This is a genomic window from Paenibacillus amylolyticus (assembly GCF_001570725.1).
Taxonomy (GTDB): Bacteria; Bacillota; Bacilli; order Paenibacillales; family Paenibacillaceae; genus Paenibacillus; species Paenibacillus amylolyticus_A.
The window spans coordinates 159902-183966 of sequence record NZ_BCNV01000011.1 but is presented as its reverse complement, the minus strand read 5'-3'; the positions used below and the strand labels follow the sequence as shown (position 1 = coordinate 183966).

Sequence of the window (24065 nt, the reverse complement as noted above, 5' to 3'; positions counted from 1 at the left end):
ATCTGACGAAAGGGGTGCAGGGATAGATGGAAAACGTTCAATCGCCTGTTCTGCAAATCAGCGGGCTAAGCGGAGGCTATAGCGCCAAACGGCCGGTCCTTCACGGCATCGATCTGGAAGTCGGACGTGGAGAGATGGTCGGACTGATCGGATTAAACGGTGCTGGCAAAAGCACAACCATGAAACATATCCTCGGCTTGATGACCCCTCAACAGGGCGAAGTGCGAGTGATGGGCAAGAAGAGGGACGAGGATGCGCAGATCTACCAATCGGCCATGGCATTCGTACCTGAATCACCTGAACTGTATGATGAGATGACGGTGATGGAGCATCTGGAATTTACGGCAAGAGCGTACAATGTGTCGGAGGCTGACTTCAAACAACGTACAGAGAAATTGCTGGCATTGTTCCGCATGAATGAGAAAAGTACAAGTCTGTCGACTCACCTGTCCAAGGGGATGCGACAAAAGGTTATGATCATGTGTGCTTTTGTGGCCGGACCACCACTGTACATCATTGATGAGCCTTTCCTGGGGCTGGACCCGCTCGGTATTCGCTCCTTGCTTGATTTTATGCTGGAGATGAAAGCTTCGGGATCATCCATCTTGCTCAGTTCACACATTCTGTCGACGATTGAAAATTACTGTGACCGTTTTATCGTTTTGCACCGTGGGCAGGTTATTGCTCAAGGGACGCTGAATGAACTGCGCTCCCAATTCGGGGAATCGGATGCCACGCTGGAGCACATGTTCTATTCCCTCGTACAAGGCAGGGATTGAGCATGGATCTCAAGCTGCTATGGAAGCAAAGACGCACAGGATTCTGGAACGGAATTCTTCCTTATCTGGGTTATGTGATCCAGAGCGGTGTAGCTATGGTCTTTTTATTTCTCGTCATTGCGTTCTCCGCCTGGTATACATCGTTTGTCCAGAACATTCCGGCTGAATTTCCGATTCGCTGGATTGCATTGTTGCTGCTGGCACCGCTAGTGCTGTTTAGCAGTTATCGTACATATCTGCTTCCGGCAGATATCGTGTTCCTGCGACCACAGGAATACCGGATGCAGGAGTATTTGAAGAATAGCTTTGCCCGGGGTGTCATATATAAAAGTCTGGGCTTGCTGCTTGTATTTGTTACACTGTGGCCTCTCTATGTCAGAGCAGATCTGGATGCACGGCCATTTGGCTGGTTCATCGTATTCCTGTTGCTGTGGAAAGGGTTGTCCAGTTATGGAGCGTGGCAAGAGCTAAGAATGGTTCAGCTCGGGGCAGCAAGAGGATATCGTCTCTTGCGATGGGCTCTGGCAGTGCTGGCGGTTGGCGCATGGCTGTGGCAGCCACCGCAACGCAGCGTCTGGTTCCTGCTGCTGCTGGCTGTCGTCTACATCGTCGCCTTGCGTATACCGGTGAAACATCGGGTAGCGTGGGAACGATTGATTCAGGTAGAGCGGGGGCAGGCTGGCAGGGTTATGCGGACGCTCGGCTGGTTCGTGGATGTACCTTCATCCGGACAGAAAGTAAGTTCGCGTCGCTGGCTTAGCAAATTGGGGAGCGGTCTTCCCTGGAATGCAGGGAAAGCTTACCGATATCTGATTACCAAAACGTTTATTCGAACCGAAGTGTTCTCAATCGTGTTACGCCTAGTTGTACTGGGCATGTTACTATCCTGGTGGACAGCAGGCAGCTACTTTGGTGTAGGTGTGTATCTGTTCTTCCTGTTGCTTGCAGGTGTTCAGTTAGGTGCGCTGCGTCGCAGTCATAGTGAATCGTTCTGGATTATGATCTATCCGATCTCGGGAGAAAGTCGTCGTTCCCAGGTGTTAGGATTCATATTCCATCTGCACGCATTGGCTGCATTGCTCATGTGGCTGCCTATGCTAGCTGCCGGAGTGAGTGGACTAAGCATCACTGGAGTGGCACTTGTATTGGGCATACTGGTCATTGTAATCATGCGGCGTTCGCAAGGTAACAAGTGGTTGAAGGAAGAAGAAGACGAGTAAACGATCCGACACCTGACCAACTCAATTTATTACATTGGGTTCATCAGTGAGAGGTACAAAAGATAACAAAAGAAGGGTATGCCGGGCTGTATCCCGGTATACCCTTCTTTGTGCTGTAATGGAATCATGCGGTCAGATCACTTGATTCTCGCGCAAGTGTGTATTGGTACTAACAGAGGAACGATTTAGTGATAATCACGAGCAAGATGAAAAGAACGAGAATGGCACCTGTGTTTGTAAATCCTCCGCCGTAACCGCCGCATCCATAACCGCCTCTTGTATCTTCAACTCCAGACATGGTCATTCCCCTTTCAAGTGGTTGTTTGGCACGCCCTTGCGTACATCGTATATTATGTGCCTTGGGGGTAGGCTGATTGGGCCGATGCCCGGTAAAGTCAGAAATTAAAGCTTTTGGGCAGCTAAAACATAAAAGAACCCTTTGTATATCCGTAGACATGAAACGTCGCGGTTATACAAAGGGTTCTTATATCATGCAGGGTACAGACATGATCCTGTGTCCCTGATTTATTGAGATTGTTGTAACTTCGTTACGGTGTGTTAACTAGGTCGTCTGCAGATCCTGAACTCCACGATAGATGGTTTCATACAGATCTTCCAATCCGGATTCTTCGATACAGGAGAAGGCGATTCGCAGATCCGCTTCACCCAGCGCGATTGTACCGACACCGTATTTGTGCAGCAAGTGGCTTCGAAGTTCTTCAGCACCAACTTCTTTCAGCTTCAGGCACATGAAGTAACCAGAGTTGAAGGGATAATAATCCCATGCATCTTCATACTTGCCGCTATCGAGAATGGCCTTCACCTTGTTGGCACGGCCTTTCATAATCTCGAACTTCTCCTGTTTCTGTGCTTCAAATTCCGGTGCTTTGAGCGCATCCAATACAAAGGTCTGGGAAGGATGCGGGCCACTGGAGATGGTTGCCCGGATAATACCGAGTGTCTTCTGTTCCAATGCGTGCAGAACGGCTGCATCTTCATGGGCATACGTAATGAATCCAACGCGGAAGCCCCATACGAATTCTTCCTTGGTTGCACCATCCACTTTTACAGTCAGAACACGTGGATGAATATTGGCAAGTTTGCCAAATAGGGATTCATGAATGGAATCTTCGAAGAACAGCCCGAAGTAGGCATCATCTGTTACAGCAACCACGTTAACGCCAGCTTCAGCTGCCTGAAGAATCGTGCTCACAATCGCATCTGCTTCTTCGGCTCCAGGCGTATAACCTGTAGGATTATTCGGGAAGTTGAGCAGTACGATCGCTTTACCTTTGTCCTTCTGATCAAGCAGGGCCTGAAGCAAGCCTTCGCTGTTGAAGTTCAATTGATCATCGAACAGGGGATAATGAACCAACTGGCCATGACGACGAATTCCGAAGGTCAGCTCATAATTTTCCCAGTTTTTATCCGGATATATGACAGCGTCCCCTTCATCGGCAAACAGGTCGGCTACGATACTAAGTCCATGGGTTAATGCATTGGTTACAATCGGGTTACCGAACGTTTTACCTTCAAGCGAAGGTGTTTCCTTCAGCATCTTGTCTCTCCAGACGGTCCGCAATTCAGGCTTGCCTGCAGGCGGAGCGTAAGGGTAAAGATCTTTCGGCTGGAATGCAGAGAGCTTCTCCTGGATAACCGGAAGATGCATCGGCACACCGCCCTCTAGAGCGATACCAATCGTTGCATTATAGGTTTTGGCCAAGCTTGCTGCTTCAGCAGATTGACTCAAGATACCTTCTTTAGGGAAATAAATTTCTTTGCCGAGCTGTGACAGCATGGAGTAGACGTGACTGCTGCCTGCCTGAATACTTTCGTTCAACTGTTCAGCCAGTGGATTCATTCTTTTCATCCTTCCAAGTCTTTGGGATTCAACTGCCTAACATTATAACACCTTGACATCCCCCCGTCACGGAAATTACGCAACATGACAGTTATATCGCTTTACCGCGTTGTTGCAGACGGTTTTAAGGTGAAAATTAGCTGAATTTATCCTTGGATGAATCCTCTGAAAATGAATCTTATTGCTGATGAAATGGACAATATTTCCGCATCATCTCAGCGGTTTCGGCATCTCGTCCCTCATTGCGTTGCTCCAGTTGACCACTGATATGATCGAATCGTTCACTGGAGAGATTTTGTCCGAATTTAAACTTGGCGCTGATTCGTTCTGGTACTATTCTTACAACGGCTACAGCTTTGAGGTTGCCTGTGTAACGCGAGTCAGTAGCATCAATGGGCACATATCCGCCTTGTGGCTGGAGTTTCTCCATGAAGCGTTGTAGTACCTTGCCTTTGATGTCCAGATCCTTAACCGGTTCTGCCTGACCGAAGGCCATGACACTTTTGAAGAAAGAAGTCGCTGGACAAGCAAGCTCGGGATCACTGAAATAGGATGGAATCAGGGAGAACTCTTCAGCCACCGTGAAACTGACCGACGAATCCTGCTTAATCTGTTTCATCTTCTCGCCAGCCAGACTGCCGTGAAAATAAAAGTGACCGTCCATATAAACGAAATTCAGCGGTGTAACCCGTGGTTGTCCATCCGGACTGACCGTTCCCAGAAACCCGAAGGAGCACTGATCCAGAAATGCGGTAATCTCCTGTTCTTCATCTACTGTGAATTCTTTCCGTCTCATGTGTATTCCCCCATCAATGAAATGTATAATAGAACGCCATATCTTATGGATAACATTAGTTCATACATTGACAATGAAATAGATCCAATTTACATTCACTTTAGTAGGCCAATTGGTCAGGGATCAAGAATGAAGACGGATGGAGAGAGGTGCACGATGGAATTGTGGCTGCCGATGGATACCTATGAACTTCAGCATCGATACAAGTATGAGGCATTGTACCATGCGTTACGGGATGCCATTCATGCAGGCACACTGGAGGGAGGCACGAGGCTTCCTTCGACGCGCGAACTGGCAAGACAATATGAGATGTCACGTGGTTCGGTAGCTCAGGTATACGACATGCTGCTTGCGGATGGTTATGTCCATGCACATCGGGGAAGAGGTACATTTGTAACGGAAACATTATCGACACAGGAAAATGAGAAACAGGAAGCCGTTCTCAGGCTGTCTCCCTGGGGCGAACGAGTCCAGATGTTGAATACACAACATGATGTCCCACGGGCCCAGCTGCCTTCACCGAAGCCGTCCATCATTAATTTCCAAATGCAGCGCATGCCAGCAGAACATTTCCCGTTGGCGGAGTGGAAGAGTGCGCTCGCTGCTGTTCATCGCAGTGGTTGGCGAGAACCTAGCGGTGCAGCCGGTGATCCGGAGCTGCGTGAAGCCATCGCCTCCCATCTCAGATGGACACGTGGCATCCAGGCTGATGCATCACAGATTGTATTGTTCAGCGGTTCAATGCAAGGCATCACTCTGCTATCCCAGCTGCTGATTGCAGAGGGGGCAGCGGTTGTATTGGAGAATCCGGGGTATCCGGGCATTGCCCATGCCGTTAAGTCCTGTGGTGGGAACATCATCCCGGCAGATGTGGATACCGCGGGTATTATTCCCCAGCCATGGGAGGCACAGACGTTATTTGTTACCCCTACCCGGCAGTTTCCAACAGGAGCCGTGCTGGGATTGGACAGAAGACGTGCTTTGCTTGCGTGGGCCTCGAAGCGGAATGCGGTCATTATTGAAGATGATTATGACAGCGAATTCCGGTGGGGCGGAAGACCGATTGAACCCCTTAAAGTGCTTGATCGTGAACAGCGCGTCATCTACGTCGGTTCATTCTCACAAACGATGGTTGCTTCGTTTCGACTGGGCTACGCCGTCCTGCCACCTGGTCTGGTAGAACCTTTGCTTGCCGCCAAGGCGCTGTATGAACCGGTACCTCCGGCGCTGTTAGAGCAGCGCGCACTGGCAAAATTTATGACCCGAGGAGGTTACCTGAGGCACTTACGGCGGTTAACCCGGTTATACGGGGAACGGCATGATTTTTTTGTGCGAGAGATGGAACTGCAGTTGCCGGAGGCATTCACGATGCAGCTTGGTGATGCAGGACTGCATATCTACGCTACCTGGAATGGCGATGAGGACAGTTATCAGCAATTTAAAAAGCTTGCTGAGGAGGATGGCATACTATTCCGTGATGCAGAGCGATATCGGCTGACTTCAGGTCATCCCGCGGCCTGTTTTGCTTTTGCACATCTGGAGAAAGAAGAGATAACAGAGGGAATCCGGCGAATGCGGCTAGCCTGGGAGAAGTGCACATTTTCGTTTCAGTGAATTCCGCTGTATAATGGGATAAGACATTTCGCTCCTGTAGGAGCAGAGATCATATATGAGCAAGTTGTATTGAATGATGCAACATACTGAAATACATATGGCCTTGATTGAAGAAGTGAGATTCAGATCAGAATGATGCCATATGCAGAGAGATTAACTATCAAGGGGGAGTGGCGACATGCTGCAGGCATCGCCGTCATCATTTGTTATTTTGCCCGCTGTCGCCAAAATTGTCTGTGAACCGGGCTGGAAGTGGCAGAAACGGGAAAAACCGATGCAAAACTATGATTTATTTTATGTATGGAGTGGTGAAGGAACGCTTGTACTGAATGACCAGTCCTATGAAGTTGGGAAGGGTAGTTGTTTTTTGTTCAGACCAGGCGATCATCCTACGGCAACACATAATAAGCAAAAACCGTTGGTACTTACGTATATTCACTTTGATGTGGACGAGCCTGTTACTGATGTTCCCCAGTCCTATCGTGAGGTACAGGAAACGGTGGAATTTGAGCATTTGTTGGCACGTTATGTAAGACTGTTCTTATCGGATGTGTACGGACGTGATGAAGAGAGTCGATTGATTCTAAAACAGCTGATGATTCATTTGCTGCGCGCCGATACGGAAGAACCTGTGGAGAAAAAGGTAAGCAACCAGTTATCCGATGTGATCCAGGAGGTCGCCAATTATGTGCGTCAGCATCCCGGGATTACGCATCGGGTGGAAGATCTGGCTGCACGGGCTGGCTTATCACCCCGATACTTCTCGATCAAGTTCAAAGAACTGGTCGGATCATCGGTGCAATCTTATATTATCCGTATGCGTATTGAACGGGCGGAACATCTGCTGGTGCATACCGGCATGAATGTGACCGAAGTGGCTGATGCTCTGGGGTACCGGGATATATTCTTCTTCAGTCGTCAGTTCAAGCAGTATACAGGCAAAAGCCCATCCGAGATTCGTTAGAATTCTGATGGGAAGAACATGACAACGTTTCAAGTCTGGAAAGCAAGGGTAATTATCTAGCATTCCAGATGACCAAAAGGGGGAACTTGTGATGAACGGAAAACGTCGGGTCCGCAACCGGGGATGCTCTACGAAGGGATGCAATATTTTCCGGAACCGTCTGCGCCGCTTCAAACCGGCAGAGGACTTGCAAGATGTGTGGTTTTGAGGAGAACTCAGCAGACCAATAACGACGGAGCATAGCTTCGTACTGTATGTATACATGGATGAATATGAATGCATAAAGAGGATGGCGCAGCACCTGTAACCAGGTATTGCGCCATCCTCTTTATTTGCGTGTGGACTCATTAGTTCTTCGGTTTCAAACGACCAAGCAATGCGCCCATTTTGACCGAATCGCCTGGCTGCAAGCCTGGTTTCGGTTCGAATGTGCCACTCTGCGTCAACAGAACAACAGTGGAACCGAATTCAAAATAGGCCAGATCATCGCCCTGTGCCCAGGTACTTGTGTCCGTGTCCGCATATTGTATGCTACTCACGTTCATCGCACCTACTTTGACAACCGCCACTTCACCGTAATCGTGTGCGATATACGTAATGAGCCGTTCGTTTCGACTAAGCACCGATCTCATATGGGTCAGGCCAAAGTCATTCACGGGATAAACTTTGCCTTTGATGTGCTCGCTCTCTATTTTGCGGCCGCTGACAGGTGCATGAATGCGGTGATAGTCGCGAGGGCTGAGATAGAGGACGAACCCGTAGCCGTGCTTGTACTTCTCCAGATGGGGAGAATGGTTTAATAATTCAGCAAGTGTATAATTTTGTCCCTTAACATTCAGGAGTGTCCCTGCAGATATCGGACCGGCTGCCGTAATCTTGGCATCGACCGGGCTGATCAGTGCATGCTCTGAAAGTTCCAACGGGCGCATGCCCGGTTTTAATTTGCGGGTAAAGAAATCGTTCAGTGAACGGTATTCCTTCCAGTCTTTTTCGGCCTCCTGAACAGGGATGTCGTAGGTCCGGACAAAATAAGGGATAAATGCCTTGCTTCCCCGGCTTTTGGAGAAGGCTCCCACAGTCCGGGAGATCCATTTGCGCGAAGAAAGCTCGGTCATTAATCGCAACAGCGTTTTTGCCATGAATATCCCCCTTAGGGTTAATGCGAACTTCAAGGCCGGCATGACCGGCCGTTCTGCATAATATTGACACAGAATGCACACGAAATCAATATGATCCCCTATCGTATGTCTGCGGTTGTCTCGGAATTCTCGAATTCTGCTCCAGCAACAGACGTCCATAGGCCATCGGTTTGCTGTATGTGGTCTTCCAGTGTTCCGACATGCCGGCTTTACGAAAACCGTAGCGCTGATCCCGTCCATTGCATTCAATAAAATAGATCTGGCCGCTGCGCGTAATTCCAAGATCAAGGCCCAGATCAGCCAGGTGTGGCAGACTGGCGGCCAGGTTTTGGGCAATTCGGAGTGCAACAAATCCGATTCTGTGCTCCAGTCGAGCCAAATCGAAGTCTGAATATGCTGCTCCAAGGGCCTCCGCGAGCTTCATGACTTTACCGCCCTGGGCGATGTTGGTGACAAACGTATGAGCAGGAGCGGCTTTGGCAAACATGCCTGTAATTCCCCACAGACCATCGCTACCACGCTGTACGGATACCCGCAGATCGACCGGCCTCCCCTCATAACGCACCAGCGGGATACGTTCTTCAATGAGGTAGGCATGACGAAAGATGCGCCGCAGGGTGGAGGAAGGAAGCTGTCCTTTGCTCAAACGGAATGTAGCCCATCCTTTGCGTGCAGCCTTCGTTTCACAGGTCAGTTTCCACTGTCCATCTCGCTGAAAGACTCGCATAATACCATGACCGATACTGCCACTACAGGGTTTGATGACGAGGTCATCATAATGTTCCATCATATAGGTCAGAGACTCAGGCGTAGCTTTAACTGCATGGGGCAGATGTTCTCGCAAGGCGAAGTCCTGATGAAGCATGTCATGAATATGATCTTTACGGTACCGATTGCGAACGTTGAATACCTGAATACCCTGCAACATCAGCTTGGTGATCTGATGCTGTTCCGCCCGGCGAAGCTGGAGTGATCGGTTATGAATGACGGAGGGCAATGGCATGCGCTCACGGACATATTTACCTTCCTTTTTTACATAGGCAAAACATGTCTTACGATTCGAATCAATATCTTCCAGCCGCAAAAAGCAGGGAGTTAATCCATAACTAGCCGCTGCCTGTTCATAATTCGCGAGTGATTCCTGACCGGTCCTTCCGGCCGGTATCCCCCGGTACATGCGTGAATCGAACATAATGCCGATCGTTTCTTGGAGCATGACCGTTCCTCCTTCGATGTTATCGCGACATGGATCGTCCATTCATGGAATGCCGGCCTGTCACCGCATGGCTCTGACATCGCGATAACGCAGACCGGTGTGTAGATGCATAGCCATGCACCAGTGTTTGCTTAGGTCGTGTCTGAAAACTCCGAAGGAAGCACTTCAGCGAGTTTTCAGACATGACCTAGACACAATATCCTATGACATGACTGGGACGGGGGCGTGGACAGCCGCCTTTCCTCTGCTACCCTGACACGCCTATTTCCACGAAGATCATCGAACATTCCTGTTTTGACACTTGTCCATCCGTGTTCTGGAATCTGCAAAAGTCATAAATGAAGTGGCAGATGCCCATATGGAAGCATATGATGCCGGAGACGAACGTTAGAGGAAGGAGCAAGCTGCATGAGTAAAAATGGCAAAAAGAAGGTTCTGACGCCGAAACTGCGGCATGTGAGCCCGAAATTCAAGGAATTGGAACTGACTGATCGCCGAGTGGATCCAACAAAATCAGGGCTGATACCGAATAGGGGAGAACGCCTGAATACAGATGTACCTGCTCCCAAGAGCATTCAAGATTCGACTGAAGCTTCTCCCGAAAGTACAGAGGTTCGTTCAGCTACGAACGAGCCTGTGCAAGAGAAATTGGCTGACACCCCGAAGCCTGAACCTGTAGAGTCAGTGAACCAGGAAGTGAGTGCTCCAGTGGTCACGGAGAAAGAAATTCAGGTAAGCAGTATTGCTCCTCTTTCCCTGGAAGAACAGAGTAGCAAGAAGGAGACAAAGAGCAAGGATCGGCTGGAGATCCTGAATCAGAATCAGATGCCGGGACATACCGGACACTACATCTACACGGATGATCTCAGTGAGTTCGCTGTTACGGAGAGTCGGCTGGCTCCCTTCTCGGTGGATGCATCCAAGCTGAAACCAGGTGCTGTCGGAAGTGAAGCGTTACAGGATTATGCAGTGACCAGTATCCACATTGCGGATGGTGCAATTGTATCTGCGAAACTGGCAGAGGCGTCTGTATCGGAAGAACATCTGATTGATGGCTCCGTGTCAGGTCACAAAATCCGTAATGCTTCCATTGGTGGGGATAAAATCAGGGATGGCAGCATCACTTCGCAGAAGCTCGGCAATCAAGTCATTGATTCCGCCAAAATTGCCGACGGTTCCATCAATACAAGGCATCTTAGCCGCTTGCTGGTTACCGAAGAATTGATCAAGAATCATGCGGTCACCGGCGATAAGATTGCCATCAGTGGGATCGAGACCCGCCATTTATCGGGTGGAGTCATTCATACATCGAAGCTGGCTGATGATGCGGTAACATCGGCCAAAATTCGTGAAGGTGCTGTGACGGGCAGCAAGATTGAAGAGCAATCCATCGAATCACACCACATTCAGTCCGGTGCAGTTAAACAGGTACATTTGGCGGAAGGGATTGTGGGGCGTTCCCAACTGTCTGCCAGCAGTATTGGAAGTGAGCAGATTGAGGACGGGGCGATTCAGACCAGACACATTGCCGAGAATTCATTAAGCGGAAGGCATCTGGTGGATGGTTCCATCGGCTCCGCTCAGATTCGAGCGCTCGCTATAGGCAGCGAGCAGATTGGGCATGGAGAAATAAGCAGTGAGCATCTGGTGGATAGTGCGGTCAACAGCAGCAAGCTGGCAGACCAGTCTGTCGGAACAGCGAAATTGCTGGAACAGGCCATTACGGCTTCCAAGATCGCTGACCAGAGCATCATTGCTTCCAAAATTGCCGATGAAGCCGTACAAGGTAAACATCTGGCCAAAGGGTCCATTCGTGCAGAGCATATCGCGAATCGAGGCATAACCCCTGTGCATGTAGATAATTCAGCCATTCACTCGATTCATATTGCTAGTGGAAGCATTGAAGCTTCTCATTTCTCCGCGGGAAGTGTGTCTGCTGAGGCTTTGGGCGAGGGTGTCGTGCTGGAGAAGCACTTGGCCGAGTCATCCGTAGGTACATTTGAATTGCAGGACGGAGCGGTAACAAGTGCGAAGCTCGCGGATACCAGTGTTACAGCCGAGAAACTGGGGCCTGCCTCTGTCATAAGCAAGGCACTGGCTCCGGGCAGTGTAACATCGACCCATCTCGCGAATGGAGGTGTTACAGGTGCGCATCTGGCTCAAGGCAGTGTAGGTTCCGAGGCACTGAGACCTTATTCTGTGAAGTCCGAGCACCTTACGGAGCACTCGGTGAGCACACCCCATCTTCAACCGGGCAGTGTTCATACGGAGGCGATGTCTCGCGGTGCAATCACTACGGATAAAATGGCCCCGGGCAGTGTGACCTCAGCCCAATTGGCTGGAGGGTCCATTTTCCCGCCGCATCTGACGGACCATGCGGTTACTTCTCCTAAACTTTCACCAGAGAGTGTCTCTACTGACAAACTGGCTGACTTGGCAGTTACATCAGCGAAACTGGCCGATGGCAGTGTTACTTCTTCTAAAATCCTGGCCGAAAGTATCGTCGCCAAGCATATTCCTGCCGGAACGATTCGTGGTTATCATCTGAAGCAACATGCCGTCTCCCTGGAGCATCTGGCTGATGAGATCCGGTCGCCGGAGTTGTTTGCAGATGGCAGTATTACAGGCAACAAACTGCAGCAAGGTACGTTGTCTTCAGAGCATCTGGCAGCAGATTCGGTATCTGGAGCGGAATTACAGCATGGTGCGGTAAGCAGTGATCACCTTCAGCCTGGTTCGGTCGATTCCATTCATCTGGCTGGAGGAAGTGTAACATCGGATCATTTGGCTGCTCAGGTCGTGAACTCCCAACATCTGAAAGAAGACATTATTCATGGAGATCATATCGTAGGGCAGGCAATAACGTCACAACATCTCACGCCATCCTCTGTGCAAACAGATCATCTGGCGCCTTTATCCGTAACGGAAGCACATCTGCAACCAGGTCTGATCAGTGGACTGCATCTTCAGTCGGAGGCGCTTGGCGCAAATCATCTTCAGCAAGGAGCGGTACAATCCCGCCATGTGCAGGATGGGGCGATCCTTCCTCATCACATTCAGGAGCGGAGCATTAGTACTTCTCATCTGGAAGAAGAATCGGTGAGTACGATTATTTTACAGGAAGAATCCGTGACCCGATCAAAACTGGCGACAGGCGGTGTGGACGGAACAAAAATAGCTGCGGGTGCGATATCGAGCAGACATCTGGCATATGAAAGTGTGCAATCCATTCATATCGAAGAAGGCGCAATACGTACGGATCACATTCAAGAGGGAAGCATTGGTGCGCTTCAACTGGAAGAAGATGCAGTAAGTACGGTTAACCTGCAAGATGAAGCAGTTACGGGTTCCAAATTGGCTGACGGCAGTGTAGACGGAGATAAATTAGTCGAGGGTGCGGTATCAAGTGTTCATCTCGCTGGCGAAAGCGTGCAATCGATTCACATCGAAGAAGGCGCGATCCGTGCGGATCACATTCAAGAGGGAAGTATTGGTGCGCTTCACTTGGAAGAGGACGCGGTAGGTACGGTTATCCTGCAAGAAGGAGCAGTTACGGGCTCCAAATTGGCTGATGGCAGTGTAGATGGCAGTAAATTAGCCCCAGGAGCGATATCCGCTGTGCATTTGGCTGACCTTGCGATCGATGGCAACAAATTAGCCGAGGGTGCAATATCAAGTGCTCATCTCGCTGGCGAAAGCGTGCAATCGATTCACATCGAAGAAGGCGCGATCCGTGCGGATCACATTCAAGAGGGAAGTATTGGTGCGCTTCACTTGGAAGAGGACGCGGTAGGTACGGCTAACCTCCAAGAGGGAGCAGTAGCGGGTTCCAAATTGGCAGATGGCAGTGTGGATGGCAGTAAATTAGCCCCAGGAGCGATATCCGCTGTGCATTTGGCTGACCGTGCGATCGATGGCAACAAATTAGCCGAGGGTGCAATATCAAGTGCTCATCTCGCTGGCGAAAGCGTGCAATCGGTTCACATCGAAGAAGGCGCGATCCGTGCGGATCACATTCAAGAGGGAAGTATTGGTGCGCTCCATCTGGAAGAGGAAGCAGTAGGCACGGTTAACCTGCAAGAAGGAGCAGTTACAGGTTCCAAACTGGCTGATGGCAGCGTAGATGGAAGCAAATTGTCCACAGGCGCGATATCCGCTGTGCATTTGGCTGACCGAGCGATCGATGGCAGCAAATTAAGTGATCAAAGTATCACTTCCAGTCATTTGAATGCAGGTATTGTGGGTACGGCACATCTAAGTGAAGAGATCTGGAATGCCATTCGTCAGGTGAGTGCAGATACACTGGAGCAATTGGCAGAGCTGAAAAGGCAGGAAGCAATGCTGGAGGTTCAGCAGCTCATGCAGTCGGTAGGTCTGGACAATGAAGCACTGTTTGGACTGGATATCGGTAATGAGACAGCAACGAATGCGCTGGCTGGTGTACTGGAACTGCAGGATCAACAGACACAGCCTGAATTTGAAAATCAATATGATCAGCAAGAGGCTCAAGCCGGGGCTGAATTCTCTACAGAATGGACAGAAGAAATTGCAGAATCTGTAACAGATGAAAGGACTCAATCCGTTGTTGATTCAGTCGAAACGTCGTCAGGATCTGCTGTTCAAGTGGAGTATAATCCAGAACCTCAATCCATTTCACAGGAGCATCTGTGTGATGATGCCGTGGGCAGCAACCAACTGCAATCGGGCGCAGTTCAGGCCAAACATTTGTCCTTCCAGCCAGTTCGTAGCGTAAGCAAGCAACCTGTGGTACAACAATTTGGAATGGAAGCTTTTGTACTGCCAGAGAGTGAAACATGCACAGAGGTAACCGTTGTGTTTGAAGAGTCATTTGCTTCAGAACATTATGTGATTGTAGCCATGAGCAATGACCGGGGATTTCAGGTATCTCTTCTCTCGCAGAGTGAGGATGAAGCGGTACTGGAAGTGTCACGTACGGCAGATTGCAAGCATACGTACGGATTGTTGTCATGGATTGCAGCAGGACCTTCGCAAGCATAATACAGCCTTATATAAATAAAAGATAAATGACAAAAGCGGTGCCCAGAGTTGTCCGGGACACCGCTTTTGCATGAGATAAGCTTGATCCGTTCGGACGGTGAGGGGTGTCTGAACGTTTCGTTACAATTTAAAATGAGTTCATTATAAGTTTAACCACAAGAATTAAAGTAAGTTTTACAGGCCTACAGCTTGATACGCTTTGGTAATGGCAGTCGCTTCAGCGGAAGTTGCTCCGTACAGATCTTTGGCAGCTTGAATGGTAGCTGTCTTGGCAGCTGCAAATTTGGACGTTGGCGTCAGGTAGTTCACCAATGTGCTGTAGAAAATTTGGATCGCTTTATCCCGGCCGATTCCAGTAACAGTCACACCATTGTGTGTTCCGCCTTGAGCTGCAAGGAAATAGGCTTTGTTAATGATACCACTGTTGATATGCACACCACCGTTGTCCTGTGTACCTGTGTAACGATCACTGTATTTGTCAGGTTGACCATACAATGTAGGGTTGGACAGGGAGCGAAGCGCATCTCCTGGAATGTTAGGTGTGTAGATATCATCACCGAGCAGCCAGTTTTTGCTTTGGATCGTATTGCCGAAAATATCGGCAAAGGCTTCATTGAGTGCACCTGGTTCATTGCGATATTCCAGATTGGCTGTGTACTCAATAACACCATGTGTCAATTCATGACCCACAACATCCAGATCACCAGACAGGGATCGGAACGTCGTTCCGTCTCCATCACCAAAGACAATCTGTGCCCCGTTCCAGAAGGCGTTATTGTAATTGGAGCCGTAATGCACAGTGGATCTGATCAGTAATCCGTTACCATTAATGCCGTTACGGTTGAATTTGTTTTTGTAGAAATCATACGTGGCAGCAGCATAAGCATGAGCATCTACACCTGCACGATCGGTCCATACATTATCTGAATCCGTAAGCAGGGTACCTGGCAGCGAAGAGCCATTGTTCGCCGTGTACGTTTGGATGCCATTACCGCGAGTGGTATCTTTCAGTTGGAAGGTGCTGCCGGATTGGGTGGTTGTCAGGGTTTTGGTATCACCAAGCACACCCGTACCTGTTCCAGTAGCAAAGTTAATGAGGTCAAACTGGGATACGATACTGCCATCCACTGCGTTTACGAAATACTTGGTCCGTAGAGGGGCAGGTTCAAGAACGTTAACTTCCGTGATATAAACCAGATAAGTCTGACCATCTTCTTCATGATGATAGATATTCAATTCAGCTTGAGGTGTGATTTCCGCTGCACCAAGCTCTCCAATACGGGAGGTTGCTTCTTCGGTTGCAATGCGGATCGCGTCTTCTCCGCTGATCTCGGCTACACCATCATTCGGAATAGCTTGCTCTTCAATTGGTGGCAGATCGCCAAGCGCGGAACTCACGGCTCCGGTTTTGTCCAGGTGGATCGTCTGTTCTGCACCATAGACTGGGATACCTTTAATATACTGTTTCAAACGGAAGTGTCTTACGCCAGCCGTATCGGTGTTTCTTTTGACAATTTTGAGCTGGGATCTCACGTCAGAATTCAGGAATTGTTCCTGTTGTCCAAGGTAATTGAAGATGGTGTCATCTGTTCCACTGCTCAATGGGATATCCTCCTCAGAGGCATAAGGGGCCTGAAGTGGAATGGATTGATCAGACACTGGAGCTGCAGTAGCAGAGGATACGGAAGCGAGCAAAAGAGCTCCTCCAAGAATTGTTGGCATAACTTTGGCAAATTTCATAGTAAACTCTCCATTCTCAAACTTATTTTTTTTGGAAAAATGAATCAATTTCATAATCATGCCAATCTCGGTTGGGATTCCGTCTGCAACTTGGGCAGCGCGGAGCGTGGGGCTGAACCTGAAGCGTGGAATGAGACAAGAAACGATTGGAACAAAATCGGTTGGGCCTTGGCTTGGGGAGTGATCAACACAACCCAAAGGATTACCGTTTATTCGGTTCAGCCCGAAGGCTTAATCGTCCATTGTGTTCCTCTTTCAGAAGCCGGGGGTTGTCCAATTGCGCAGGTAGAAGGTGTGTTCACGGAAAACTGGGTTGTTCATTCCGGGTTTACGTAAATGACAATGGCAGTGTGTTTTGAACAGCATCACTCCTCTCAAGATCAGAAACACAAACAACTAAACATGTTTTGCAAATGCATCATCAATAACTAAATAATTAACCTAAGGTCAATAAATAGTTAAAGAAGAAGATTGGGAACTTGTGTTCCTCACAAGGTTATTTTTGTAAATAAAACTGCTTGGATCGTATATTATCACAGTGTAAAACTTTGGAAAAGATGCAAATTTGGTTTTTTTCTAAAATTGTGTCTGAAGTAGGGGAGAGGTAGCGTTTTTCGCATATTTTGACGTATTTTGTCTAAAAGGAAGGCTTGTCCCCCCTAATTCGCAGAGAGAACCTGCTTGGTGCAAGGACATACGCCGTTTCCACTGCTCCACGAATACATAGAATAACGTGTACTCCCTTGGCATGCTCATGATTGAATGCGGGAGGTGAAAGTGTTGCGTAAAACCCGTACTAAAGCACGTTTTGCAACGCAATCGAAAGTGAGACGCGGAAAAACAGTGCTGAAGAAACGAGGTTTGAAGTCTGGACAGAAAAAGGGTACAAAGGCCTATATGTTCGTTATTCCACCCAAGCAGCAGATGCTACAGGCAAAGGATGGGACCAAGAATGAAGCCGAAAATGGCATAAGAGATACCTCTCCGCATGGGGACGATTCTCAGCGGCCTATGCTCTCGGTCATTATCCCTGCCATGAATGAGGAGAAAACAATTGGGGCCGTCGTTCGGGAAGCGCTGCGGATATGTCGTGACGCTGAAGTGCTTGTGGTTGTTAATGGTTCAACAGATGGTACAGCTAACGCAGCTAAACGTGCAGGGGCACGAGTACTCACTTATGCCGAAGCATTGGGGCATGATGGAGGACGAAAAGTAGGTGCAGCGGCGGCACGCGGTCAGGTATTGCTGTTCACTGATGCAGATATTGCAATCCCTGCCGAGCACCTTGCACCTTATGTGCAGGCTGTGCTGAAGGGAACGGATGTGGCACTTAACGACTACCATGGACCGATAACTCGCAGCCCCATTCATCCGGTAGTGGAGGCCAAACACATGTTAAACAGCATACTCGCCAGATCCGATCTCCGAGGGGCTTCGATGACTGCTATTCCGCATGCATTAAGCCGTCATGGACTTGAGGTCATCGGAATAACATCACTGGAAGTTCCGCCGCTCGCACAAGCGAAAGCAGTGATTGGCGGACTCCGGGTACGCGCTGTTCATCACGTACCTGTGGGCAGATTGAATGCCGTTCGAATCAAGAAACGAAGCGGGCCTGATCCGCTCAGTCAAGTGGTGCTGAATGATCATCTGGCAGCAATCAGGTGGATTACGGACACGCTTGGTCCCCGCGGAGGCCATACCGATCTGCAACGTGTTCGCAGCCTGGCGAGGTAAGCATGTCGCATCGGATGATGCAGCATGCTGGAGGTGAGGTAATGAAGGGACGTTCGGGAATTGTCCACCGCAGACGGACAACAAATAGACGAAGACGAACGACGACAGGAAGCAGCCGTATCAACAAGCGTCATGGAAACAAGAAACAGTCGATTACTCCAAAAACGAGCAGAAACCGATCCAAAGCTGGCCTGGTGGATCTGCGTTTGATGTGGAAAGCAGGGCAACTTGCAGGAAGCGAGGCGAAGGCGGACAACGCAGCGTCAGAAAAACATGCGCGCCACGCGTGGAATGCATACGCGGTGAACGTTGCGGAGCTAAGCAACCTAGAAGTAGCGCTGAACGCAGGTAAGGCATTTATGCAAGGGTATGCTCATACTTCTGGACATTCATGCCAGATCGTTCCGCTACCCCTTCGCCATTCGGCTGCTGCCGTTGTCTGTGCCTGCAATGAGGAACGTACACTGGGGCAGGTGCTGTTGCAACTCAAACGTTTGCCTCTGACAGATATCATCGTGGTACTGAATGGAACGACGGATGACAGTTTGAAGCAGGTATTAAGGCAACCGGGAATTACGCTCGTATATGAACCGGATCGGGCAGGACATGATGTGGGGCGGTCCCTGGGAGCCAAGATGACGGATGCGGAGACGATCCTTTTTGTGGATGGGGATATGGTCGTATCGGCGGAACAGCTTGCACCATTTCTATTCGAGGTGGACCGGGGACAGGATGTGGCGTTGAATAATCTGACGTCCTTGCTTCCTCCGTTTGCAGGGCAGGATGAGGTAAGCCGAATCAAAGCATATCTGAACCGAACCTTAGGCAGGGCAGATCTTGGTTCCAATTCCATGACAGCCGTGCCCCATGCGTTGTCTCGTCGTATGATTCAGACCGTGAAGCCAGCATCACTGGCCGTTCCACCTAAGGCACAAAGCCTCGCCATTCAGCATGGGCTGAGCGTATCGGCACCAAGTCAGGTGGATGTTATTCGTTCCAATCGTTTGCGCCCCGGTAACACGGGGAGTGGGAATGACGTCGCCAGATTGATCATCGGAGATCACCTGGAGGCGCTGACTACCTGGCTGGATAGGGGTTGGGATACAGCCCAGGCACATACGCTCTCTCGTGCCGAAGTGGCCTACAGGAGGAACGCCAGATGACCCTGACCAGTATAATTATCCCAACGTACAACGGGCTGGATCTGATCAGGCCCTGCATTGATGCCATCAGACAATACTCGGGAGATCCTGCGTCATACGAAATTATCGTTGTGGATAACGGTTCGACGGATGGAACCGCTGAATATTGTGCACTGGAGCGAATTCGTTTTGTCAGGTTCCCGGACAATCGGGGATTTCCGGCAGCGTGTAACGCTGGACTCCGTGCAGCATGCGGGGAAGAGCTGTTGCTGCTGAACAATGATGTTACGGTCACGTCTCGTTGGCTGGAGAATCTGCGAACAGCTATACACAGCGATCCAAGTATTGGGATCACAGGTCCTGTCACGAATTATGCAAGCGGAATCCAGCAGATTGAACTGGCGTTTCGGAACATGGAACATTTTCAGGAATTGGCTGATTCCAACAATGTTGCGGATTCCTCAAGGTGGAGGGACGTACGCCGGATTGTCGGTCTGTGCATGCTGATGAAACGAAGTGTAATAGAATCGGTTGGACTGCTTGACGAGGCGTACTCTCCGGGACACTATGAGGATGACGATTATTGTTATAGAGCAAGATTGCAAGGCTATCGCTTGCTGGTATGCGGGGATGTCCTCGTGCATCATCAGGGAAGTGCAAGCTTCCAGAAGACAGATCCGGTGGCGTGGAAACAGCTGCTTGAGCGTAATCGTTCGATTTTTATGAGCAAATGGCATGTCGATCCGCTTGACTATATGGACATATCCGATGAAGGAGGGAATGTGGAATGAAAGGTGTAATTCTTGCCGGCGGAACAGGAACTAGACTGTATCCTCTGACCCGGCTCATTAATAAACATCTGCTTCCAGTCGGTAAACATCCGATGATTATGTATGGCATCGACAGGCTCCGCCAGGCAGGCATTGATGAAATATTGATTGTCATTAACAAACATTCCGCCGGGTTATATACAGAGTATCTTGGTGGCGGAGCAGATCATGGGGTCAAGCTGACGTACCGCATTCAGGAAAAGGCAGGCGGGATTGCGGAAGCATTGGATCTGGCGACGACCTTTATCCTTCCTGGCGAAAAATTTGTTGTGCTTCTGGGGGATAATCTCTTCAGCGACGATCTGAAGCCTTATGTGGACCGCTACATGCAGCAACCGGCTGGTACAGCGCGAGTTCTGCTCAAAGAAGTGGATGATGCTCGACGTTATGGGGTGCCGGTCTTTGATCCACAGCATCCAGAGCGAATCTCGTACATTGAGGAGAAGCCAAGCCAGCCGAAGACCTCTTATTGTGTAACTGGCATATATATGTATGACGATCACGTATTTAACCTGATTCAAAACATCGCGCCGTCTGCGCGCGGAGAGCTTGAAATCACGGATGTAAATAATCACTACGCGTCTGCTGGTGGACTGGAATATGATATTTTGCAGAAATACTGGAGTGATGCAGGTACATTTGATTCGCTCCAGGAAGCAGCTGTCCGCATGAAAGGACAATTGCCCTAAAATATATGCGCCTGATGCTGCCGCTGTGCGGTGCCCCATGGGAGCAGAACACCCTGCGCCGGAGCTGGAAGGATGCTCCGGCGCTTTGCGCAGCGACAATCCTCGTGCATGCCAAAGGAGGAAATGGCGTGAGAGTAGCGACACCTATCGGGTCCGCTGGGGCCTCAGTGTCAGGTAAACCGCGGGGCACGCACCCGGCGGTATTCATGGGCAGTGGCACTCCGGCAGGGACGGGTACAGGGCCCGCTGGAGTCAGAGGTGTGAAGTCTGGGAAACGGAGTACCCCGACCAAAGCGGGTACATCAGCAGGCGCAGCGCATAAGGTCCGTGCGGGTAAAGCGGGCAGCACGGGCAGTGCTGTGGGCAGAGCAGGCAAAGCTGGCCCTGCGAACGGAAGCAATGCGGGCAGAGCCAGCCGTACCGGCAAAGGCAAAGCCGGCCTGCGCCAGGCCACTGCTGGGCGCAGGGCTGCACCAGCGCGGGGCCGGCGTGCCGCTGCCCGCGCCAAGCAGCGCACGGCGATGCGCCGTGCGCCCCTGCCAGCACCGCAAGCCAGCACGCCACAGGCGATGCCTGCCAGCGGTGCTGGCCCCGCCCCGCGCCAAGCGACACTCCCGAAGGGTGTCGCTCCCGCGGGGCGGGAAGGCGCTGCCGACGCGAATGCGGGCAGCGCGAAGGGCTTGCCTGCGCCTGCACAGCCCGCGGAGCACGCAGTGCAGGCGCAGGCCGTGCCCGGCGGCTACGCCGAGGGCTACCGCGACGGCGTATTCGCCGGCGGGGAGGCGCTGGTGGCGCAGCACATCCCGCCGGATCACATTCTGCCTGCCGTGGCGGCGGCAGATCTGATCGCGGCGGGATTCCGCCAATACGCGCCCAGCCTGGCCCGGCTGGCCAGCCCTCATGAGATGGCTGGCCACATCACGGCGGCGCTGGATGCGCAGCGCCCCTTGTCTGTCGTTCGCCTCGGAGATGGCGAACTGCTCACCCTGGCAGCCGATACGGTGCTGCCAGGCCAGGAAGTGCAGGAGCTGGCACCGTTTCTGCCCTATGCAGGGGTGCCATGCTCAACCCCAGACATCCGCGCGATGCTCGCGGAAGCCATTCAGGCCGCCGACTGGGTTGGCGTCCCGATCTCGCGGGCGCCTACGTTCCAGGGTCTGCTATTCCCGGTATTGCGCCACTTCGGGATCGACTGGTCCTGGCTGAAGTTGACCAGCTCCACGATCAATTATAGTCTGCATCAGTCCGGCTTGGTGCTGCCGGTACTGCAAGGGCGACGAGTTCTGCTCATAGGCAGCCAGGCTGAAGAGCTTGCGGCACTGCTGCATAGCCGGGGTATTCATGTCACAGGCATCATTGGTTCAGTGGCAGGAGTCATGGATATTCCGAGGGTGATGCAGCAAACCGCAGAGCATGCTTTCGATATCGCTCTCGTGGCGGCGGGCATTCCGGCGGTCATTCTGTGTCGGCGAATTGCAGGTGAACTCGGCAAGGTCGCCCTGGATTTTGGACATCTGGCTGACAAACTGGTAACAGGAGAGCTTCAACTCTAGGTGGACCGTCCGGGGGCTGGTCATGTGCGCGTTGGCCTCACGGACGAGTGGAAATGGAGGGAGCAACATGAGTATACCCGGTCAACAGCACGGGGAAGGACGTCATGGTCGTAACAACAAGGCTGATGCTCGAAACGTCACCCGTCGTGACAAAAGCCGTAGTGAACACAACCGGAATGGCAGCTTAAGCAGCGACAAAAAAGCGGGCCGCCGTGCCACACAGCAAGATGTCTCGCGACCTGAAATGGCAGTTCTGCATGCAGCAGGTAGTCGTTCAACGCGGAAATCCAGACGCAAGGGCAGAAGTAAACGCACAGCCAAAGGCGCCAGGCTCTACAAACAGGGTTATCACAGAGGCTATGACGAAGGTGTCCGCCAGGGACAGAGCTCGTTTGGTCTTGTTTTTGAAGGAGTAAGCATCATTATTCCCACGTACAATCAGCGGGAGTATGTGCTGCAATGTGTGTCCAGTATCGAAAAGCATACCCCGGCCCCCTTCGAAATCATTGTCGTGGATAATGCCTCCAAGGATGGAACTGCTGAGGCGATGCTCCGCAAAGGCGGCATGGTGAGGGTGGCTGCCCTGGATCAGAACCGAGGGTTTGCCGGAGGTGTCAATCATGGGCTGATGATGGCGAGAGGACGACATATTATCGTACTGAACAACGATACGCTGGTTACTCCAGGCTGGCTGGATAATATGATGACTTGTCTTGCCAGTGATCCACAGATTGGTGTGGTGGGTCCGGTGACCAACTATATTGGCGGGGATCAGCAAATTAAGGTTCCGTACCGTGAGGTCGAGGATATGTGGTCTTTTGCCAGCACACATAATCGTCCGGATGCAGAGAAACACCGAATGACCGATCGACTCGTCGGATTCTGCTGGCTGTTCTCACGGGAACTGTTGGAGCGGGTAGGTTATTTGGATGAAGGGTATGCCGTGGGTAATTTTGAAGATGACGACTGGATCATCCGGGTGAAACTGGCAGGATACCAGCTTGCGGTAGCGGGGGATGCCTTTATCCATCACTTTGGAAGTGTCAGCATGAAAGCCTTGGGTGAGCAGGACTTTGCTGTAGTGAACAAGGATAACGAGCAGTTTTATAGCCAAAAGTGGGGAGATCCTCATACGCTGGTTGCCGAAACTACCCGCATGGCGAAACGACAAAGCTCTGGTACCCCATCCGATCAACAAGAGGACAGAGATACAAACCCAATCGATCCGCGCCAGCGAATCTCAACGCAGGGTAGCCAAGATCCATCATTACAGTTCAGACGCAGCAGTGATTTCTACCCGGAAGGATCGTTCCTGTCCGATGCCAAAGGCGATGTCTATACCTTAACCGGCGGACGGCGGCGTAAGTTGAACATCCCTGTACCGCGTGGAATATCTCCTGTTCAGGTTGCCAAACCGGATCTGCTCGCCATTCCTGCCGGAGAAGCACTGATATCAGCGGGGGACGTGCAAGGATGGCCGCTGGAGTCACATCAGGTGCATACGACAGCGGTTCAAGGTTCTCCGAATGGCTGGGCAGAAGGAAGTATTGTTGCCGCAGTGGATGCACCCGAGATTCGATATCAGATTAGCGGAGGCAAGCGCAGACGATTTGTATCCGTTTATGCCGCAGAACGTTGGGGCGTGCTTTCCGGGCATATTGTTAGCGTATCTGCGGACCAACTGGATTCGCTGGAAGAAGGCTGGCCGATTATCGCCCCACCTCAGCTCTTGAACCCAGATCTGTAATGTCAGGCGATCTGTTTGT

General features: G+C 50.8%; 18 protein-coding genes. 12 read left to right on the top strand and 6 right to left on the bottom strand.

Going from position 1 to position 24065, the window contains the following annotated elements; translation table 11 throughout:
• Positions 1–26: 26 nt before the first annotated feature.
• Together PAHA3_RS27995 and PAHA3_RS27990 are read left to right on the top strand one after the other, a co-directional pair.
• Positions 27–779, top strand: a complete 753-nt coding sequence (locus PAHA3_RS27995) for an ABC transporter ATP-binding protein (protein WP_062837910.1) — start codon at positions 27–29, stop codon at positions 777–779.
• A gap of 2 nt (positions 780–781) precedes the next feature.
• Positions 782–1999 (top strand): ABC transporter permease, encoded by a 1218-nt coding sequence (locus PAHA3_RS27990; protein WP_062837909.1) that lies wholly within the window; start codon positions 782–784, stop codon positions 1997–1999.
• Between the two features lie 169 nt (positions 2000–2168).
• Here PAHA3_RS27990 and PAHA3_RS31040 read toward each other — a convergent pair whose 3' ends face one another.
• From PAHA3_RS31040 to PAHA3_RS27980, 3 genes are all read right to left on the bottom strand, one after another.
• Positions 2169–2297 (bottom strand): hypothetical protein, encoded by a 129-nt coding sequence (locus tag PAHA3_RS31040; protein WP_017692471.1) that lies wholly within the window; start codon positions 2295–2297, stop codon positions 2169–2171.
• A gap of 264 nt (positions 2298–2561) precedes the next feature.
• Complete coding sequence (locus tag PAHA3_RS27985) at positions 2562–3860, bottom strand: aminotransferase class I/II-fold pyridoxal phosphate-dependent enzyme (protein ID WP_062837908.1); 1299 nt, start codon at positions 3858–3860, stop codon at positions 2562–2564.
• A gap of 178 nt (positions 3861–4038) precedes the next feature.
• The gene (locus PAHA3_RS27980; RefSeq protein ID WP_062837907.1) at positions 4039–4656 is read right to left on the bottom strand and encodes a pyridoxamine 5'-phosphate oxidase family protein; all 618 of its coding nucleotides are present in this window, start codon (positions 4654–4656) and stop codon (positions 4039–4041) included.
• A gap of 156 nt (positions 4657–4812) precedes the next feature.
• On the opposite strand from PAHA3_RS27980, the gene pdxR reads away from it, so the two are divergent.
• Together pdxR and PAHA3_RS27970 are read left to right on the top strand one after the other, a co-directional pair.
• On the top strand, positions 4813–6270 hold the full coding sequence (gene pdxR, locus PAHA3_RS27975; RefSeq protein WP_062837906.1) for a MocR-like pyridoxine biosynthesis transcription factor PdxR: 1458 nt from the start codon (positions 4813–4815) through the stop codon (positions 6268–6270).
• 178 nt (positions 6271–6448) lie between these two features.
• Complete coding sequence (locus PAHA3_RS27970; protein ID WP_062837905.1) at positions 6449–7234, top strand: AraC family transcriptional regulator; 786 nt, start codon at positions 6449–6451, stop codon at positions 7232–7234.
• Positions 7235–7581: 347 nt separating this feature from the next.
• On the opposite strand, the gene asd is transcribed toward PAHA3_RS27970, so the two are convergent.
• Positions 7582–8373, bottom strand: coding sequence for an archaetidylserine decarboxylase (asd, locus tag PAHA3_RS27965; protein ID WP_062837904.1), 792 nt, complete (start codon positions 8371–8373; stop codon positions 7582–7584).
• Positions 8374–8458: 85 nt separating this feature from the next.
• Positions 8459–9589 carry a YheC/YheD family endospore coat-associated protein gene (locus PAHA3_RS27960; protein ID WP_062837903.1) on the bottom strand — a complete coding sequence of 377 codons (1131 nt, stop codon included), beginning with the start codon at positions 9587–9589 and terminating at the stop codon, positions 8459–8461.
• Positions 9590–9997: 408 nt separating this feature from the next.
• Between PAHA3_RS27960 and PAHA3_RS27955 the strand changes: the two genes are divergently transcribed.
• Positions 9998–14608 (top strand): WIAG-tail domain, encoded by a 4611-nt coding sequence (locus tag PAHA3_RS27955; protein ID WP_062837902.1) that lies wholly within the window; start codon positions 9998–10000, stop codon positions 14606–14608.
• A gap of 174 nt (positions 14609–14782) precedes the next feature.
• Here the strand turns inward: PAHA3_RS27955 and PAHA3_RS27950 are convergent, their stop codons facing one another.
• Complete coding sequence (locus tag PAHA3_RS27950) at positions 14783–16348, bottom strand: M4 family metallopeptidase (RefSeq protein ID WP_062837901.1); 1566 nt, start codon at positions 16346–16348, stop codon at positions 14783–14785.
• 39 nt (positions 16349–16387) lie between these two features.
• On the opposite strand from PAHA3_RS27950, the gene PAHA3_RS27945 reads away from it, so the two are divergent.
• From PAHA3_RS27945 to PAHA3_RS27915, 7 genes are all read left to right on the top strand, one after another.
• On the top strand, positions 16388–16684 hold the full coding sequence (locus PAHA3_RS27945; protein WP_062837900.1) for a hypothetical protein: 297 nt from the start codon (positions 16388–16390) through the stop codon (positions 16682–16684).
• 444 nt (positions 16685–17128) lie between these two features.
• Positions 17129–18085 carry a glycosyltransferase family 2 protein gene (locus PAHA3_RS27940; protein ID WP_062837899.1) on the top strand — a complete coding sequence of 319 codons (957 nt, stop codon included), beginning with the start codon at positions 17129–17131 and terminating at the stop codon, positions 18083–18085.
• A 41-nt stretch (positions 18086–18126) separates the two neighbouring features.
• On the top strand, positions 18127–19248 hold the full coding sequence (locus tag PAHA3_RS27935) for a glycosyltransferase family A protein (protein ID WP_235599588.1): 1122 nt from the start codon (positions 18127–18129) through the stop codon (positions 19246–19248).
• Positions 19245–20018: a glycosyltransferase family 2 protein gene (locus tag PAHA3_RS27930; protein ID WP_062837898.1), complete on the top strand. Its 774-nt coding sequence runs from the start codon at positions 19245–19247 to the stop codon at positions 20016–20018. Before PAHA3_RS27935 ends, PAHA3_RS27930 begins: the two co-directional genes overlap by 4 nt.
• Positions 20015–20746: a sugar phosphate nucleotidyltransferase gene (locus PAHA3_RS27925; RefSeq protein WP_062837897.1), complete on the top strand. Its 732-nt coding sequence runs from the start codon at positions 20015–20017 to the stop codon at positions 20744–20746. The genes PAHA3_RS27930 and PAHA3_RS27925 overlap by 4 nt, the downstream gene beginning before the upstream one ends.
• Positions 20747–20751: 5 nt before the next feature.
• Positions 20752–22299: a GT-D fold domain-containing protein gene (locus PAHA3_RS31270; protein WP_371327974.1), complete on the top strand. Its 1548-nt coding sequence runs from the start codon at positions 20752–20754 to the stop codon at positions 22297–22299.
• 67 nt (positions 22300–22366) lie between these two features.
• Entirely contained in the window at positions 22367–24046 is a 1680-nt protein-coding gene (locus PAHA3_RS27915; protein ID WP_062837896.1) for a glycosyltransferase family 2 protein, read from the top strand.
• Positions 24047–24065 lie beyond the last annotated feature (19 nt).